Genomic DNA, 16,397 nt, shown 5'->3' on the forward strand with positions numbered 1-16,397 from the left:
TGAAGGTCCTATCAGGTTGGACTCTGTAGTGAATAAATTTTATATTTTTTCATGTTTTAGTTTATATTATTATAAAAATAATAAAAATATTGATTGAAAATATTTTTAATCACTAAAAGTTGATTAAATTTCTGTAATCAAAATTTAAATTTACTATACGTTCTTATTTAATTCACAAATACAATTTGCTTTTGACAATTCGGTGTGAGGTACTGAATCACGGGATTCTTTGTTAAACATATTTATCCCTCCTTCTTGATTATAATTAAAAAGTAAATTTTGCTCTTTTCGGGGAATGGTCCTTTTCTGCCATGCACGTTTTAATCGTGGCTTTTTTTTCTCTTTTTCTTCATATTAAATTCAAATGCTGCTTCTTCGGGGTCTTCAGCACTAGTACCTAACAGAAGTGCATCAAGCACACCAAAACCATCAAGACTAGAAATATTCATCATAAAATCAAAAAAAGGATGTAAGGGGTCAATTGTGGCCGCCTTATTACTTGCGCCGTGCCGAGTACTTGGGCTCGGCTGTATTATTTTATTTTCAATTTTTAACGCGCTATTGGAAAATAGCTCTTGAAATATATTCGCCGAGAATTGTTTCCCTAAATGAGAGCCGTTGAATACATATCCAGTATTGTGATCTATAAAAGTGATTCCATACAATCGGTCGTCTTCGTTTCTTCTGATTACAGTATTTATGCCGTGATCTATTAGATAATCTTTAAAGTCCTTTTCATTGGTAGTTAAGGTTAAGGCCCTAGAAATAATCTGACTTGTCTTTGCTTTAATTTCAGGAGATACTTCTCTGCTCTTTTCAAAACGGGATCGAAGGGCTGCTAGTCCGGCCTTTTTACCAAATAGAGATGCTTTAAATGGATTGGCCACTTTACGACCTCTATCATCCAGAGCAAAATAAACTAATCCTTCTTTGATCTCCCCATTATAATCTTTTTTAATGTGTTCAGCAGTAATGTTGAACAGGGATAAAAGTGCATTGTAGCTGCCGAGGTTCTGAAAATTGTAATAATCAGGTAAGTAGCGTACAACCGTTGCAATTTGATTTTTGATATTTCCTTTGTTGTAATCGACAGGTGTGAAAGTAAAACGCTCATCAGAACTTATCTTTTGATCGGCCGGCGTTAAATTAAATATTTTTTCAATTTGGCGACAGATTTCCATTGATCTTTTTTTTTCAAAAACATCAGATATTTTTATTCCATTTTCATCTACTGTTGTTGAGACAATATGTATGTGTGTTCTATCGATATCATTGTGCTTAAAAACTACATATGGTTGATTGCCATAACCCATTTTAGTCATATACTCATTAGCGATATTGATGAAGTCCTCGTCAGAAACAAGATCAACCGGATCAGGATTGAGCGAAATGTGTATTGCTGTTTTTTCTGTTTTCTTATTAGCGGCAAGATTGGGCAAGAATGAAGCCAGTAGCTGCCTGGTGGTATAATTTCCGTCTGCTGTCTCCAGCATGTTGTTCATGTGCAAAATCTGGCCGTTATCCTGAAGTACTTTGCTATGATTATATATTAAAACCCCATAAATTTTTGAACCACGTCCTATCTTGGCGATCATAAACGTTGTTTTTTAATGAGATGTTCGGCTTCAAATTTCTTGCTTAAAATTAATATTTCGCGGCAGATATTAGCCAGTTCTATGGTCTTTCCTTCAAGCTTTCCAATGTAATAAACAGTTTTCTTATCACCAAAATTCGTGTGCAGGATCTTTACGATCTGATTGTAATTGACGCCAATCGCCCTGAACTGATTAAAAAACTGTGATAATTTTGTGCAGTAATCTATAGCTCCTTTGTCTACAATTACTGAATTTATCCTTCGTTCAAACAATAGCGATACAATAAATCTGGCTCTATTAGCAAGCCCTGATTGCTCCAATAAGGAAAGAAACTTTGCATTTTCTGCGTCGGTAAGACGGAAAACGTATCGATGAGTTGCCCTGTCGATTTTAGGTTTTCGACCTCCTTTACGATTAGCTGTCATATCTTTTTTTTCAAAACCTAAATGAAAGCCATGATGCTTGACGCTTATGAGCCACTAAAAGCCTTATTTGTCCTAACGTTTCATATAAAATCACTAAAGAATCATAAAAGGTAAATCCGACTTCGGAGGATTACCCACCCCTCGGCAGAGCAAGTAGTTTTGGGGCACAAAACGAGTTTTGAGGCACTCAAAACACAACTTGCTCCGTTCACGGGAACGGAAATAGTAAGAAGTATTAGAATAGATGCCAATCTAAAAAGTATTAAGTCAATGCTGGAAAATCTAGGCTAGCATGTTCATGTTAACCTTTATCCCTATTAAAACTGGTTTCCTTTACAACACACTAGGAAGATTGGTAAAACTGCATTTTGGTTGGTATGGAATAAGCGAAGTTTTCAGGTAATAAAAGTATTAGGTTTTAAAAATATAAAAGTATAAAAATGTAAAAGCGGTAAAACTGGTAAAATGTCTTTTGCATCTATGCCTGTATTGTTATACAGATTTTTTGGTAGGCATTTTACCGCTTTTGTAAATATATAACAGGTGCGTCAGTCAAGCATAGAAAAGGTTTTATGCACGACAATTTCAGAAGTCAAGAGGCAAAATAAGTTTCTGTGTTTCTGTGTGCGGGCTTAAATGGTAAAACAATTAATAAAATATAAGCAATGGAAAAAATGAAGAAAACTTTAAAGGTCAGCATTTACACCCAAAAAGGGGGAGTAGGAAAGTCCACAATCACGACTTTATTAGCAAGCGTCCTGCATTATCGGTTAGGTTTTAATGTTTTGGTAATGGATTGCGATTTTCCCCAATATAGCCTGAGTAATATGCGGGAACGGGATAAAAGTAGCATTATGAATAGTGAGTATCATAAAAAAGCTGCAATGAAGCAGTTTCAGGCCATCAATAAGAAAGCTTACCCGATCATTAAGAGTAAGGCAGACAATGCGCTGAAAATAGCATTTGAAAACGTAAGTCAGCTTTCAGTTGAACCTGATATTATATTTTTTGATCTACCCGGCACTGCCAATACTAAAGGCGTATTAACAGCACTTCAAGCTATGGATTTTATCTTTTCGCCGATTACGGCTGACAGGCTTGTTGTTGAGAGTACACTTGCGTTCAGTAAGGCTTTTCTTCAACTTCCACCCTCAGATGATGAGAATAAAGCGCTTGCCCTTTGGCTTTTTTGGAATCAGGTTGATGGCCGCGAGAAGACGGGCCTTTACAAAGCTTACCAAGAGGTAATTGAAGAGCTTGATCTTCTTATCATGAAAACGGGCATCAGGGATAGTAAACGCTTTCGAAAAGAAACGGATGACACGATCAATTACGTTTTTAGATCCAGTCTATTACCAGCTGAATTACAGCTTTTGAAGGTTACACGTTTTGACCTTTTTATAGCAGAATTTTTGAGGATCGTTCACCTATAAATATATTGTAAAAATGACAAGAGGAAAGGGAAGAAAGGATTTTGAAAAACCTGTGGTCGACGAAGATTATCTAATGCAGATTATGAGTGGAGACGAACTAGCTCCAGAAAAGATTGTGGAGAAACAGGATGAACAAAAAGAGAACAAACCGCGAGAACGGGCAAAAACGACTTTACCCAAAAAAGTGGCTTATGACGAAACGTTTCTAGTAAACCGTTTTCCCTCGGGCAGAAGTGGTAAGGTTGTATACATTCGATCTGAATTCCATGAACGTCTGCTTCGAATTGTGCAATTGACAAGGGAAGATAAAGTAACACTTTATTCCTATATAGATAATATTTTGGAATATCATTTCAGGGAATTTGGAGGTGACATTACGGATTACTTCAATGACCGATTTAAACCGATATTATAACAGATCATGAAAAAGACAAATAACAAACTTGAGGTTACTGTAAAGGTTAGCCAAGAAACAAGAATTGCAAAGGGAACGTACGGAAAGCTATTTTTGCAACGAAAAAATATGGACAGAAGGGGTGAAAAAAGTATCTATTTGCGTGAAGAGTACCATGAACGGTTATCCCGGATAGCCCAAATCATTGGCGGGGATAAGATCCCTCTTTATGCTTACCTCGATAATATACTTTCCCATCATTTTGATCTGTTTGAGGCAATAATAATCGAAGAATTTGAAGCTAACTGTAAACCGCTTTTTTGACAAGTATATGGATACTTTAATACAAATTGTGATCTTGGCCTGCCTTTTTATTATTATCATTTTGCTGGCTATTGATAAGGTGAAAATAATTAAGTCCGAGAAAGCTCAGGAACCAAAGCAGACTTCTGCTCAACTGCCGGATATTATGGGCAAAACCCATCAGGATAGGGAAAATCGTAGGATACTTGTGGATGAAATCGATAGCAACATAGTGATGAGTACGGAAATCGATCAAGATAAAAAGAATATAGAAACTGGTTTAAGTCAAGTTGCTGTCACCGAGGTGCCAGCCGATCCGTTAGAAGATGAAGATTTGTCTGACGATGATTTTCCACCTTATGATAATAGATTTAGTCAGGGTGTTTCACTTGAAGAATTGATGAACGTAGGTAAACTTCTTCAACAAAGCGATCTTGCGTCTGAACAGGAAAATGTAGTCCTTGACATAATGCAAAAAATTCAGGGTACCGAATTATATGATCATTTGGAGCATTCAATTGGGGATGCTTCCAAAAGGGTAGCAGCGCTACTCGATCAAAACCTCAAAGGCGATGAATCTGGTGGTTTTGATCCGGGGGATAGCTTTGATAAATTTAATATTAATGATTTCATTTAGCAAAAATGCTGGTCTTATGAAGTGAGTATTAGTAATAGCTAGGTAGGACTTAATAGGAAAAATAAGGTTCCAATGCGCACTTTTGTTTCATTCCCCTATTATTTCCATGAGTTTTAGGCTACAAAAATTTAAGATTAAAACGAAATGAAAGAGCTATGGAAACAAACTTGCCAGTATTTAAATTGGAAAATTTTGAATTTATCATTGATGTTCAGAACAATAATGTTTGGGAAAAATCAGATCCGACAAATACCTATTTGTTGTGGCAGATGAGCGATCTAGGAAAAGAGGGATATGCATTTGAGCACTACGATAAATCTAGCGGTAGGATAGTAATGGTCGATCTACCGCCTTTAGTGGTCTTAGATCCCGTTGGTATGGCCAATAAATTCAATAAACCCCTGCAGGAGATCAAGACATCCAGTGATTTTGAAGTTATGGTGGATCAGAATTTGCTTACAAAGCGAATTTCGTCGGGTCAGCTTCCAACTATCACAATTGCTGGCCACATTTTCTATGCCGATGCCCGAATAGATCTTTTACGACCAAAAGATGATTTCTCAACAATGGGCATCCGTTTTGATGACCTCGATGATTACTATGTCGTAGAAACAAACTCGTATGCTTTTCCCTACAATCCGAAAACACATGAAATAGGTAAGCTTGACTACGACAATATCACAGAATATCCTAAAGACCTCTTATTTGTTGAAATTCCAGATGTGAAGGTATTAGATCCTGTTGGGTGGAACCGTCGACATGGGTGGCCGGAAACAGATGATCTGAAATGGGTTGGATTGAAGCTGGAATTTGAAGCAAAGGTTATCCCCTGGAAAGCAACAGGAATAGATGAATTAATTGCTGAAAATAGATTAATAAGACCAGTTAAGGATGCTACTATAGCACAGAAAAATCTGCCCAAAAACAAAAGAGGGCCAAAGATGTAAATCGGAGAAAAAAGCCGCCAGACTTCAATAGTCTGGCGGCTTTTTTTATGTGTGAGCAAAGTCCGATTAGGAAACCTTAAGCCAATTTAGTCCTCTATATACCACTCTCCCTAATAGCCCTTCATTCCTGCTACACCTTTGTTTCCAAGCCCGTAGGTGCGGGTATTACGAACTAAAAAATGTAATGAAACATGAAAAATCGAAAATTTAAATTTTTGCTGGGAATTGGGCTATTGTTGTTCCTAAGCAATGAAGTTTTTGCAGAGGGAGATGGTATCGCCGGTATCGCAAAAGCCAGTCAAATGGTGACCTCCTACTTTGATCCGGCGACAAAGCTAATCTACGCTATTGGGGCTGTTGTGGGGCTGATCGGAGGGGTGAAAGTGTATAACAAATTTAGCAGTGGTGATCCCGATACTTCAAAAACTGCTGCTTCGTGGTTTGGCGCATGTATTTTTCTGATCGTAGCTGCGACAATCTTAAGGTCGTTTTTCCTGGATTAACCAAGAAGAGTTCTAGTTATGACGAGAATTAAGATTGGACAGAATTCAAGGTCTTCTTAACCTTTAAATCTATACTCATGAATAAATGGAATTTAAATAAAGGAATAGGACGGACAGTCGAGTTCAAAGGATTGAAAGCTCAATACCTATTTGTTTTTGCCGGCGGTCTGCTCGCAGTTCTAATCCTTGTGATGATTATGTATATGGTTGGAATCCATATGTACTTCTGCCTTAGTTTCGGTATCGGCGCTGCGTCAATTATTATCTGGAAAACCTTCGCATTGAATAAAAAATATGGCGAGCATGGGCTCATGAAACTTGCGGCAAAAAGAACACATCCAAAATACATTGTATGTCGTAAAGCTGTATACCAGCTTTTTAAAGGAAAGTTCACCGCTAAAAATGAGGCCAACGGAATGCCAAAAGGAAAGCGCATTTAAAACCTAGTTAAAACCATCCAAAACAAACATTATGAGAAATATATCCAAAACGACCACATTGGAAAGTAGGTTTCCGCTCATGGCCGTTGAAAATAACTGCATCATATCAAAGGAAGGAGATATTACGTTATGTTTCCAAATTTTTCTTCCTGAGCTCTTTACGGTAGGTGCTGATGTCTATGAGTCCATTCACTCTACCTGGACCAAGGCTATAAAAACACTGCCTGATTATAGTATCGTGCACAAGCAGGATTGGTACTTAAAAGAACAATATAGACCTGATTTTGAGAATTCGGAACACAGTTTTTTGTCACGTTCCTTTCACATGCATTTTAATGAAAGGCCCTTTTTAAACCATTATTGCTATCTGTTTTTAACAAAAACTACAAAGGACAAAATGCGGATGCAAAGTAACTTTAGTAGCCTCTGTAAGGGAAACTTAATCCCAAAGGAGGTGAGGGACAAAGAAGTTATGCGCCGATTTGTAGAAAGCGTTGCGCAATTCCAGCGCATTATCAACGACAGCGGATATATTAAAATGGATCAGATCGAAGAATCAGCTATTATTGGAAATAAAGATGAAAGTGGATTACTGGATCAGTATTTCACACTGTCCCGCGAAAAAGATGTGCCCCTGCAAGATCTTGCACTAGGAGCCGAAGAAATTCGAATCGGAAGTAAACGAATGGTGTTGCATACGCTTTCCGATACCGACGATCTTCCTGGCGCTGTTTCTGAATCGCAACGCTACGACAGACTATCAACCGATAAAAGTGACTGTATGCTTTCTTTCGCAAGTCCTGTTGGATTGCTGTTGAGCTGTAATCACATTTATAATCAGTATCTGTTCATTGACAATAGTGCGGATAACTTACGGAAGTTTGAAAAGTCTGCGCGTAATATGCATTCCCTTGCAAGATATAGCCGTGCGAATCAGATTAATCGGGAATGGATTGAAAAATATTTAAATGAAGCGCACTCATATGGATCTCCATCTATTCGGGCACATTTTAATGTTTTTGCCTGGTCGGAAGACCGGGAAGAGCTCAGGCAAGTAAAGAATGATGTCGGAAGTGCTTTAGCCTTGATGGAATGTAAACCACGCCATAATACGGTTGATGCTGCGACATTATTTTGGGCTGGGATTCCCGGTAACGCTGGTGATTTTCCTGCGGAAGAATCCTTTTACACCTTTACAGAACCTGCTCTTTGTTTTTTTACCGAAGAAACTAATTATCATAATTCACTTTCACCTTTTGGGATCAAGTTGGCGGATAGACTAACTGGGAAGCCAGTTCATTTGGATATATCGGACTTGCCTATGAAGCGAGGAATTATCACAAATCGCAATAAATTCATTCTAGGTGCTAGCGGGGGTTGGCGGGCTATTTTTAATTAAATAGCCCGCCAACCCTCCAAAAAAAGGAAGTGGAAAATCATTCTTTACGAACCACATGGTTCGTCAGTATTATGAGCAGGGAACTCATGTACTATTGGTAGACACTGGTAATTCCTACCAGGGTCTTTGTGAACTTATTAAAGGAAAATCAAAGGGGACTGACGGTGTTTATTTCACCTATACAGAAGATAACCCGATCTCCTTCAATCCCTTTTACACGGATGACAATGTTTTTGATATTGAGAAACGTGAAAGTATTAAGACGCTGATTCTGGCGCTTTGGAAGCGAGATGACGAACCGCCAAAACGTTCCGAAGAAGTAGCACTTTCCAATGCTGTTAGCGGCTTTATTGATCATATCAAAACCTCTGACATTAAGCCTTCTTTTAACGGGTTTTATGAATATGTCAAACATGAATATAAACAAATTCTTCAAGTAAAAGAAGTCAGGGAAAAAGACTTCGACCTTGCCAACTTTCTGAATGTCCTTGAACCCTATTACCGAGGTGGAGAGTACGACTATTTACTGAATTCGGATAAAGAGCTTGATCTACTCAACAAACGCTTTATCGTGTTCGAAATTGATGCAATAAAAGATCATAAGATTCTTTTTCCTGTGGTCACGATCATTATCATGGAAGTTTTTATTAACAAGATGAGAAGGCTTAAAGGTATCCGAAAGATGATCCTCATCGAGGAAGCTTGGAAAGCCATAGCCAAAGAAGGTATGGCGGAATATTTGAAATATTTGTTTAAGACCGTTAGAAAATTCTTTGGAGAGGCGGTGGTGGTAACGCAGGAGGTTGACGACATCATTCATTCCCCAATTGTCCGTGAAAGTATTATCAATAATTCAGACTGTAAGATCCTTTTGGACCAGCGGAAATTCGCTAACAAATTCGAGGACATTCAAAAAATGTTGGGTCTAACTGAACGCGAAAAGTCCCAGATTCTTTCTATCAATCAGGATAATGACCCGAAGCGACTTTACAAAGAAGTTTGGATTGGATTGGGCGGCACTCATTCCGCAGTGTATGCTACAGAAGTAAGCCAACAGGAATATTTGGCTTATACAACTGAAGAAACCGAAAAGCTAGAAGTGATGAATCTTGCGCAGGAGATGGGTGGAGATGTTGAAGGGGCTATTAAGAAAATATCCCTTAGAAAGATCAAAGGCTTATCACAAGAAGACAATTAATCCATTAATAACAATCTAAAAATTAGAAAATGAGAAATTTCATTATTACTGTGGTAATGGTGCTAACACTTGCCATTTCACAAAATGCAAAAGCGCAGTGGGTCGTAACCGATCCTACAAACCTGGCTTCTGGAATTTTAAATTCTGCCAATGAAATTGTACAGACCTCCAGTACAGTATCAAATGTGGTTAAAAACTTCAATGAAGTCAAAAAAGTGTATGAACAGGGGAAAGAATACTACGATAAGCTCAAAGCCGTCAACAACCTTGTGAAAGATGCCCGGAAAGTCCAACAAACAGTATTGTTGGTAGGCGATGTCAGTTCAATCTATGTCAACAATTTCGGAAAAATGCTGAATGACAAAAACTTTTCAGCAGATGAACTTATGGCTATCGGTAATGGTTATGCTGCGCTATTAAATGAGAGTACAGAACTACTTAAAGATCTAAAGCAGATCGTGACTTCAAGCAGCCTTTCTTTGAATGATAAAGAACGAATGGAAATTATCGACCGTGTATACAAGGAGGTTAAGGAGTACCATAACCTTGTTCGCTACTATACGAGTAAAAACATTTCGGTTAGTATTCTTCGGGCAAAAAAGCAAAATAATACGAAAAGGGTAATGGAACTCTATGGTACTGCGGGACAAAAGTATTGGTAATTAAAAAGAAAAATCATGGAATTTAATAACCTACACGAGCTCCTTAGGGGGCTCTATGATGAGATGCTACCGATGTCGGCTACAATGGCCACCGTAGCAAAAGGTGTAGCAGGATTGGGAGCGTTATTTTATGTCGCCCTGAAAGTTTGGCAGGCATTGAGCAGGGCGGAACCAATAGATGTTTTTCCACTATTGAGACCATTTGCAATTGGTTTGTGCATTATGTTTTTTCCTACCATTGTTTTGGGAACGATAAACGCTGTTTTAAGTCCTATTGTACAGGGCACACACAGTATGCTGGATAACCAGGTTTTAGACCTTAATAAATTACAACAACAAAAGGACTTACTGGAAAAGGAAGCAACGCTTAGAAATCCCGAAACTGCATACTTGGTTAATAATGAAGAATTCGACAAAAAGCTGGAAGATCTGGGTTGGGCGCCAAATGACCTGGTTACGATGGCCGGGATGTATATGGATCGAACAGCGTACAATATGGAGCAAGCAACGAAAAAATGGTTGCGGGAACTTCTGGAAATTCTCTTCCAAGCGGCTGCGCTGGTCGTTGATACAATCCGTACATTCTTTTTAATCGTGCTGTCGATATTAGGGCCAATCGCTTTCGCAATAAGTGTTTGGGATGGTTTTCAAAGCACATTAAGCCAATGGCTGACACGATATATAAGTGTTTACCTGTGGCTTCCCGTTGCAGATCTGTTCAGCGCTATGCTGGCAAAAATCCAGTCTTTGATTTTAGAGCGGGATATTGAAATGCTCAATGATCCAACATTTATTCCCGACACCAGCAACACTGTCTATGTGATATTTATGATTATTGGAATTGTGGGTTACTTCACTATACCTACGGTGACGGGCTGGATTATTCAGGCTGGTGGTGCCGGAAACTTCACCAGAAATGTAAGTCAGATGGCTATGCGTAGCGGAAATGTCGCGGCAGCAGGTGCTGGAGCTGCCATTGGCGAAGTGGGTGGTCAGCTCATGAATAATAATCAAAGTGGACAAAAATCGAAATAGTAATGGAGTTTAAAACTTTAAGAAATATTGAAAATAGCTTTAGACAGATCAGACTCTACGCTATTGTTTTTGCACTTCTTTGCATTGGTGTAACTGGGTTTTCGATCTGGAAGTCGTACGCGTTTGCAAATGAGCAAAGGGAAAAGATCTACGTTCTGGATCAAGGTAAATCTTTAATGCTGGCACTATCACAGGATGCAGCCATTAATAGGCCAGTGCAGGCTAGGGAGCATGTTCGCCGATTTCATGAATTGTTTTTTACGCTTGCACCAGACAAAGCTGCTATCGAAAGCAATATGAAGCGCGCATTTGATCTGGCCGATAAAAGTGCATACGATTACTATTATGATCTTGCTGAGAAGGGCTACTATAATCGGATTATCTCGGGGAATGTTCAGCAGCGAATCGAAGTAGATAGTGTCATTTGCAATTTTGATAGTTACCCTTATGCAGTTACAACCTATGCAAAACAGTTTATAATTAGGTCCAGTAATCTGACCAGACGAAGCTTAGTGACTTCCTGTACCCTGTTGAACAGTGTAAAATCAGATAATAATCCACAGGGATTTCAGATTTTAAAATTTGGGGTAATATCCAATAAAGACGAAGAAGTTATAGAACGTTAGTTTTTGAAAATGAAATAGAACCCTGATTTTGGAAAAGATACTGAAATGTCTGAATGCAAGGGCTCTGTTCTAACTGAGGAAAATACTATGAAAAATTTTAGAAATACAATAGAAAGCGAGCTGGAAAGACTCGACAACAGATGGCAGGCACTACCGCTGAAGACGCAATGCAAGTATGTCATTATTCTTTTTGCTTTTTACTTAACGATGGGGATAGGTGTACTTGTGAAGGTGTGTTATGATCTGGGCAAAGAAGATCGACATATTGATATTGGCCATATTGAATCTCCATCCATCGGTGATGTTACGTCATTAAGAGGGGATTCTACTTTAAATAACAATAAAAAAAATAGAAATGGAAGAGAAAGAGAATAAACGGATAAGTATCATCGTCGATGATGAAGCTGGAGCTGATAATTCTAGTTTAGTCGATAATAAAACAAAAGCTGATAAGCTTAAAAAGCCACTCATTTTTGGACTTATGGGAATTGTTTTTATTGCTTGTCTTATTCTGATTTTCAAGCCGAAAAAATCCGCTGATGGAAAAAATGATGAGGGATTAAAAAATGTTGTACCTGAAGCTACGGACAAAGGTTTGCAGGCAGATAAACAAAAAGCATATGAGAAAGAAATGTTAGATGAAAAGGAGGCTCAACAAAGAAATTCAATGCAATCATTGGCTGATTATTGGAACAATAGCGGTGACAGTACTGTAGCACCAGAAAGTTCAGGTTCAATTCCAAGTTCTGGAAGTACACCAGCGAATATTGGAAATCCAGGATACCAAAATAATTCGTTGACGAGCTATAGGAATGCGCAAAGTACCCTGAGCTCCTTTTATCAAGATGATGACAGGGAAAAATTAGAGCTACGCAGAAAAGTTGATCAGTTGGAAAGCAAGCTTTCTGAAAAGAATGTTACGGCTACTCCTACGTTGAATGATCAGCTAACGCTGATGGAAAAGTCATATCAAATGGCTTCCAAATATCTTCCAAGTGGGACACAGGCACCGAATACGGCTGTATCTACAACTCCTAATGATTCAGCGAATTATGTAAATCAGACGAGCCAAAGCAAATTCGAGAAGACTGAAAGTTTAAAACGGGTGAGTAAAAGCATAGTGACAGCATTATATCGTGAAGCGGATGATAGCAGTTTTTTAGCAAGTCTGCAAGGCGGTAGAAATCGTGCCTTCCTAACTGTAGGAAATAGGGAACAGATGGGTGTTGTAAGGAATAGCATCCGTGCTATCATTATGGAAACAAAGACTGTTACGGCGGAGGGTTCTGTTAAGCTTCGGTTGTTGGAAGATGCAACGATTGCTGGACACAACATTCCAAAAGGAACAGAAATGGAGGCTGGTACAAAATTTCAAGGAAATAGGTTGCATCTGAAAATTACATCAGTTGAGGTCCAGGGGAATATCATGCCTGTCGATATAGTTGCTTATGATCTGAATGGACAACCTGGATTAGCGGTACCGGGATCGGATGAAATAAATGCCGCAGGAGAAATTGCCGCGAACATGAGCCAAAGCTCAGGGATGAATATTTCGATGTCGCGCTCCGCGGGGCAGCAAGTTGTAGGCGACTTGACACGCGGTCTTGTTCAGGGTGTATCGGGCTATTTTTCAAAAAAAATAAGGGTAGTTAAAGTTACACTCAAAGCTGGGCAGCAAGTCTTGCTGGTTACGAAAAAAAATAACTAATAAAAATCAGAAAGATGAACATAATAAGGAATACAGTCGTAATAGTCCTTTTGATGGGACTAGTTATAAAAAGTTTTGGACAGCAGCCCGATCTTGAAAAGGGGAGGGTCGAACCGTATAGGCTTGAGGTAACATACAACAAGACAACTCATTTAATTTTTCCTGTTTCGATAAGATATGCAGACCTAGGTTCGGAGTTGCTAAGTGCGGGAATAGCAGAAGATGCGCAGAATGTTCTTCGTGTTAAAGCTGCGGTAAAGGATTTTAGTGAAGAAACGAATTTTAGTGTCATTACACAGGATGGCAAGTTTTATAACTTCAATGTGATTTACAATGCAGATCCGATGACATTGAATTATGATCTCAAAAAAATGCAGCAGGATGGTGACCGGAATAATGAAAAAAATGCCCAGTTTGAGGAGCTAGGTTTCAATCCACCATCATTAACAGAAGAGGTATTGAAGGCCATTTATCAGCAAGACAAGAGGTACGTCAGGCATATTGGATCTAAATCTTACGGCATTCGATTTATGCTGAAAGGAATTTATGTTCACAATGGTAAATTTTACTTTCATACTGAAGTTAAGAATAAATCGAACGTTCCCTACCTCATTGATTATTGCACTTTCAAGATTGTTGATAAGCAGGTTGGAAAGAGAACAGTTTCCCAGGAAAAGCAACTGACGCCATTACGTGAGTATCCCATGATGGAGATGGTTTCGAATGAATCGTCCGCGTCTAATGTTGTTCTTGTCGATCAATTTACCATAACTGATGACCAGATTTTAAGGATCGCATTGTATGAGAAGAACGGAGGTAGAAATCAAGTCTTGGAAATAGAAAATTCGGACCTGGTCAATGCGAAGCCTGTATCGGATATGAAAATCAAAATTAGTCAGTAAAACAAATATCTAATGAAAAAATACAGCATTGTTTTGATACTTATACTGATAAGTATACATGGATTTTCGCAACGCATGGTCTATAAGCAAAAAGCGTTGGAAGTAAGTGCCGGACTGTTGTCAACCAAAGAGGTAAAATCTAATTACTACGTAAACTTAACGTTAAATAGCTACGCCAAACATGGAAATTACTGGATTTGGAGCGCGGAATTTCAGCGACGAAGTACAGATTACAAACGGTGGAAACTTCCTCTGGAAAATTACCTGGGTGAGGTTGGGTATAGTGTCCAGTTGCTTTCAGATCCAAAAAAGTTTATTACACTTAATGCGGGTTTGACAGGTGTTGTAGGATATGAAGTCGTGAATAGGGGAGACAGCCTTTTGTCAGATGGTGCGCTTTTATTAAATGAGGGGGGCTTCATCTTCGGAACTGGAGGTAGATTATCTCTGGAAGCTTATTTGTCGGATACTGTGGTTTTGCTTTTGCAGGGGCGTATCAGAGTACTTTGGGGAACAGATTTGGAGCAGTTCCGACCATCTTCAGGAATTGGATTACGCATTAACTTTTGAAAATATAATGTTATGAAAAATATGATGTACATAAACCAAATGTCATTTGGTGCGATTGTAGTCGGTTTGATCGCGATTCTGGGAATCTTGTTCTTATCAGGATGCGAAAAAGAAAGTTTAGATATTCAGGAGAATTTTCCTTTTGAGGTAAAGGTGATGCCAGTACCAAAAGATATCGCAATGGGTGAAACGGCAGAGATTAGAATATCTATTCTCACCAATGGGGAGTATGCTGAAAACAAGTATTACCTACGTTATTTTCAGAATGACGGACAAGGAACATTGCGGTATTTTGACCATAAACCCTATCTTCCAAATGATCTTTACCCATTAGCGCAAAAGGAATTCCGACTATATTATACTTCTGAATCTTTTGTGGCGCAAAACTTTGATGTCTGGATCGGTGATAGCTTTGGTAATGAAAAGCAAATTTCTTTTCAGTTTAACAATAAGAAGCTAGGGCCCATTATTATTGGACCGGTCAGATAATTGTAAATGTTTTATTAGCTTTGGAGTTGAAATCCCTACACTACCTGCAGAAGTATATATGAAGGACAGCCCTGTGGCTGTCCTTTTCTGTTACAACTATTAACAAAGGCTAAATAGTTAGGTTTTACATATAATTTATTGATTATTATTTCTTTATTAGATTAAAAATCTTAGATTTATACAACTGTAGACCGGGATTTTTCACTATCCAGAAGCTGTTTATTTTTGCCACCATTCGTATCGGTCTTATTTTGATAATTAATTTAGGTTTGAAATGAACTTTTACATCGTCTCGCTATTGGACGCTATGGCCGAGCAAAATATTTCTACTTTTTGCAATTTGAATTTTGTGAAGTCAGCAGTATTCTTTTCTGATTTACAAGCGCTATCTATAAGGTTAAAAACCGTGGCAGATTACTATTTTAATTTTTTGAAAAAGCTTGAAATTCTCCCTGATGAAGTGTTAAAAGAAGAGTATATAGGTCATTACGATAATTTATATATCAAGGGGCATGAGCCAACTGTTACGCAAATTATGCAAAAAATAAATCAAGAAAAACCATTCACTAACGATATACTCCCAATTCACTTGCGCTATACAGATCTCGTAAATATGCATTTGGTCGTGGGAATAGCTCGCGCGGAAGATAGAAGAAATGGATATTTACATGCAATTGATCTATGTTTGCCAAAGGACTTAATAAAGAACGTTCCTGCAAATGTGTTGTATGTTAAGGATATATTGGACTCTTATTCCGTGCAAAAACAAACGGTCAAGGATTTTGTCGAAAGTCAAGGTTATAATTACAGTCATTTCCAGCGACATTGTAAAATATGCTTTGGTGATGCCTTTTACAGTTTTAGATTAAAAAAGAACATGGTGGATGCGGTGGGGGACATAGTTTTCACTGATTTGAGCCTTAAAGAAGTTGCATTTAAAAATAATTTTCTTGATTATGCGAATATGTACAAAGCATTTGATCGGCATAAACTTAGTCTTACTAATATACCGCGATTAGCTAATTTGTAGGATGATTTTTAAATATTTGGTATACTTATTAAATATATTGGTATAAACTTGTTTGAAATTGGGATATAGTTGTTGATATTGTCTATATTTTATTTTCCTAT

The 16,397-nt window shown here is 38.1% G+C and carries 18 protein-coding genes and 1 pseudogene; 17 read left to right on the forward strand and 2 right to left on the reverse strand.

Annotated elements, in window-relative coordinates; translation table 11 throughout:
* Window positions 1-320: 320 nt before the first annotated feature.
* On the reverse strand, window positions 321-1,595 hold the full coding sequence (mobB, locus tag ACP3T3_RS19990) for a conjugal transfer protein MobB (RefSeq protein WP_426477478.1): 1,275 nt from the start codon (window positions 1,593-1,595) through the stop codon (window positions 321-323).
* The gene (gene mobA, locus ACP3T3_RS19995; protein ID WP_426477479.1) at window positions 1,592-2,020 is read right to left on the reverse strand and encodes a conjugal transfer protein MobA; all 429 of its coding nucleotides are present in this window, start codon (window positions 2,018-2,020) and stop codon (window positions 1,592-1,594) included. The genes mobB and mobA overlap by 4 nt, the downstream gene beginning before the upstream one ends.
* Before the next feature lie 665 nt (window positions 2,021-2,685).
* Between mobA and ACP3T3_RS20000 the strand changes: the two genes are divergently transcribed.
* From ACP3T3_RS20000 to ACP3T3_RS20080, 17 genes and pseudogenes are all read left to right on the forward strand, one after another.
* Window positions 2,686-3,453, forward strand: coding sequence for a ParA family protein (locus tag ACP3T3_RS20000; protein ID WP_426477480.1), 768 nt, complete (start codon window positions 2,686-2,688; stop codon window positions 3,451-3,453).
* A gap of 13 nt (window positions 3,454-3,466) precedes the next feature.
* Window positions 3,467-3,868: a DUF3408 domain-containing protein gene (locus tag ACP3T3_RS20005; protein WP_426477481.1), complete on the forward strand. Its 402-nt coding sequence runs from the start codon at window positions 3,467-3,469 to the stop codon at window positions 3,866-3,868.
* Between the two features lie 6 nt (window positions 3,869-3,874).
* Window positions 3,875-4,171 carry a DUF3408 domain-containing protein gene (locus ACP3T3_RS20010; protein WP_426477482.1) on the forward strand — a complete coding sequence of 99 codons (297 nt, stop codon included), beginning with the start codon at window positions 3,875-3,877 and terminating at the stop codon, window positions 4,169-4,171.
* A complete protein-coding gene (locus tag ACP3T3_RS20015; RefSeq protein WP_426477483.1) occupies window positions 4,143-4,787 on the forward strand; it encodes a hypothetical protein in 645 nt (214 codons plus the stop codon). Before ACP3T3_RS20010 ends, ACP3T3_RS20015 begins: the two co-directional genes overlap by 29 nt.
* 155 nt (window positions 4,788-4,942) lie before the next feature.
* Window positions 4,943-5,734: a hypothetical protein gene (locus tag ACP3T3_RS20020; RefSeq protein ID WP_426477484.1), complete on the forward strand. Its 792-nt coding sequence runs from the start codon at window positions 4,943-4,945 to the stop codon at window positions 5,732-5,734.
* Between the two features lie 191 nt (window positions 5,735-5,925).
* A complete protein-coding gene (locus tag ACP3T3_RS20025) occupies window positions 5,926-6,237 on the forward strand; it encodes a DUF4134 domain-containing protein (RefSeq protein ID WP_115970893.1) in 312 nt (103 codons plus the stop codon).
* Between the two features lie 77 nt (window positions 6,238-6,314).
* A complete protein-coding gene (locus ACP3T3_RS20030; RefSeq protein ID WP_426477485.1) occupies window positions 6,315-6,677 on the forward strand; it encodes a DUF4133 domain-containing protein in 363 nt (120 codons plus the stop codon).
* A gap of 31 nt (window positions 6,678-6,708) precedes the next feature.
* Window positions 6,709-9,274 (forward strand): annotated as a pseudogene (locus ACP3T3_RS20035) (TraG family conjugative transposon ATPase).
* Window positions 9,275-9,330: 56 nt separating this feature from the next.
* Entirely contained in the window at window positions 9,331-9,936 is a 606-nt protein-coding gene (locus tag ACP3T3_RS20040) for a DUF4141 domain-containing protein (RefSeq protein WP_426479995.1), read from the forward strand.
* Window positions 9,937-9,951: 15 nt separating this feature from the next.
* Window positions 9,952-10,971 carry a conjugative transposon protein TraJ gene (gene traJ, locus ACP3T3_RS20045; RefSeq protein WP_426477486.1) on the forward strand — a complete coding sequence of 340 codons (1,020 nt, stop codon included), beginning with the start codon at window positions 9,952-9,954 and terminating at the stop codon, window positions 10,969-10,971.
* A 2-nt stretch (window positions 10,972-10,973) separates the two neighbouring features.
* On the forward strand, window positions 10,974-11,597 hold the full coding sequence (traK, locus tag ACP3T3_RS20050; RefSeq protein WP_426477487.1) for a conjugative transposon protein TraK: 624 nt from the start codon (window positions 10,974-10,976) through the stop codon (window positions 11,595-11,597).
* Window positions 11,598-11,684: 87 nt separating this feature from the next.
* Window positions 11,685-11,972: a nitrogen regulatory IIA protein gene (locus tag ACP3T3_RS20055; protein WP_426477488.1), complete on the forward strand. Its 288-nt coding sequence runs from the start codon at window positions 11,685-11,687 to the stop codon at window positions 11,970-11,972.
* The gene (traM, locus tag ACP3T3_RS20060; RefSeq protein ID WP_426477489.1) at window positions 11,953-13,305 is read left to right on the forward strand and encodes a conjugative transposon protein TraM; all 1,353 of its coding nucleotides are present in this window, start codon (window positions 11,953-11,955) and stop codon (window positions 13,303-13,305) included. The genes ACP3T3_RS20055 and traM overlap by 20 nt, the downstream gene beginning before the upstream one ends.
* Window positions 13,306-13,319: 14 nt before the next feature.
* Window positions 13,320-14,207: a conjugative transposon protein TraN gene (gene traN, locus ACP3T3_RS20065; protein WP_426477490.1), complete on the forward strand. Its 888-nt coding sequence runs from the start codon at window positions 13,320-13,322 to the stop codon at window positions 14,205-14,207.
* A 12-nt stretch (window positions 14,208-14,219) separates the two neighbouring features.
* Complete coding sequence (locus tag ACP3T3_RS20070; protein WP_426477491.1) at window positions 14,220-14,777, forward strand: conjugal transfer protein TraO; 558 nt, start codon at window positions 14,220-14,222, stop codon at window positions 14,775-14,777.
* Window positions 14,778-14,789: 12 nt separating this feature from the next.
* Window positions 14,790-15,266 (forward strand): DUF3872 domain-containing protein, encoded by a 477-nt coding sequence (locus tag ACP3T3_RS20075; RefSeq protein WP_426477492.1) that lies wholly within the window; start codon window positions 14,790-14,792, stop codon window positions 15,264-15,266.
* 274 nt (window positions 15,267-15,540) lie between these two features.
* Window positions 15,541-16,296 (forward strand): helix-turn-helix domain-containing protein, encoded by a 756-nt coding sequence (locus ACP3T3_RS20080; protein WP_426477493.1) that lies wholly within the window; start codon window positions 15,541-15,543, stop codon window positions 16,294-16,296.
* Window positions 16,297-16,397: the final 101 nt, after the last annotated feature.

Origin of the sequence: Chryseobacterium sp. CBSDS_008, assembly GCF_049959325.1 — a bacterium.
Classification (GTDB): domain Bacteria; phylum Bacteroidota; class Bacteroidia; order Flavobacteriales; family Weeksellaceae; genus Chryseobacterium.

What these genes read in the sequence shown, in the direction of transcription:
- ACP3T3_RS20025 (WP_115970893.1), top strand. Translation starts at nt 5,926, where the DNA reads ATGAAAAATCGAAAATTTAAATTTTTGCTGGGAATTGGGCTATTGTTG.
- ACP3T3_RS20070 (WP_426477491.1), top strand. Translation starts at nt 14,220, where the DNA reads ATGAAAAAATACAGCATTGTTTTGATACTTATACTGATAAGTATACAT.
- ACP3T3_RS20000 (WP_426477480.1), top strand. Translation starts at nt 2,686, where the DNA reads ATGGAAAAAATGAAGAAAACTTTAAAGGTCAGCATTTACACCCAAAAA.
- mobB (WP_426477478.1), bottom strand. Translation starts at nt 1,595, where the DNA reads ATGATCGCCAAGATAGGACGTGGTTCAAAAATTTATGGGGTTTTAATA.
- ACP3T3_RS20005 (WP_426477481.1), top strand. Translation starts at nt 3,467, where the DNA reads ATGACAAGAGGAAAGGGAAGAAAGGATTTTGAAAAACCTGTGGTCGAC.
- traJ (WP_426477486.1), top strand. Translation starts at nt 9,952, where the DNA reads ATGGAATTTAATAACCTACACGAGCTCCTTAGGGGGCTCTATGATGAG.
- ACP3T3_RS20040 (WP_426479995.1), top strand. Translation starts at nt 9,331, where the DNA reads ATGGTGCTAACACTTGCCATTTCACAAAATGCAAAAGCGCAGTGGGTC.
- ACP3T3_RS20020 (WP_426477484.1), top strand. Translation starts at nt 4,943, where the DNA reads ATGGAAACAAACTTGCCAGTATTTAAATTGGAAAATTTTGAATTTATC.
- traN (WP_426477490.1), top strand. Translation starts at nt 13,320, where the DNA reads ATGAACATAATAAGGAATACAGTCGTAATAGTCCTTTTGATGGGACTA.
- ACP3T3_RS20055 (WP_426477488.1), top strand. Translation starts at nt 11,685, where the DNA reads ATGAAAAATTTTAGAAATACAATAGAAAGCGAGCTGGAAAGACTCGAC.
- ACP3T3_RS20080 (WP_426477493.1), top strand. Translation starts at nt 15,541, where the DNA reads ATGAACTTTTACATCGTCTCGCTATTGGACGCTATGGCCGAGCAAAAT.
- mobA (WP_426477479.1), bottom strand. Translation starts at nt 2,020, where the DNA reads ATGACAGCTAATCGTAAAGGAGGTCGAAAACCTAAAATCGACAGGGCA.
- ACP3T3_RS20030 (WP_426477485.1), top strand. Translation starts at nt 6,315, where the DNA reads ATGAATAAATGGAATTTAAATAAAGGAATAGGACGGACAGTCGAGTTC.
- traK (WP_426477487.1), top strand. Translation starts at nt 10,974, where the DNA reads ATGGAGTTTAAAACTTTAAGAAATATTGAAAATAGCTTTAGACAGATC.
- ACP3T3_RS20010 (WP_426477482.1), top strand. Translation starts at nt 3,875, where the DNA reads ATGAAAAAGACAAATAACAAACTTGAGGTTACTGTAAAGGTTAGCCAA.
- traM (WP_426477489.1), top strand. Translation starts at nt 11,953, where the DNA reads ATGGAAGAGAAAGAGAATAAACGGATAAGTATCATCGTCGATGATGAA.
- ACP3T3_RS20075 (WP_426477492.1), top strand. Translation starts at nt 14,790, where the DNA reads ATGAAAAATATGATGTACATAAACCAAATGTCATTTGGTGCGATTGTA.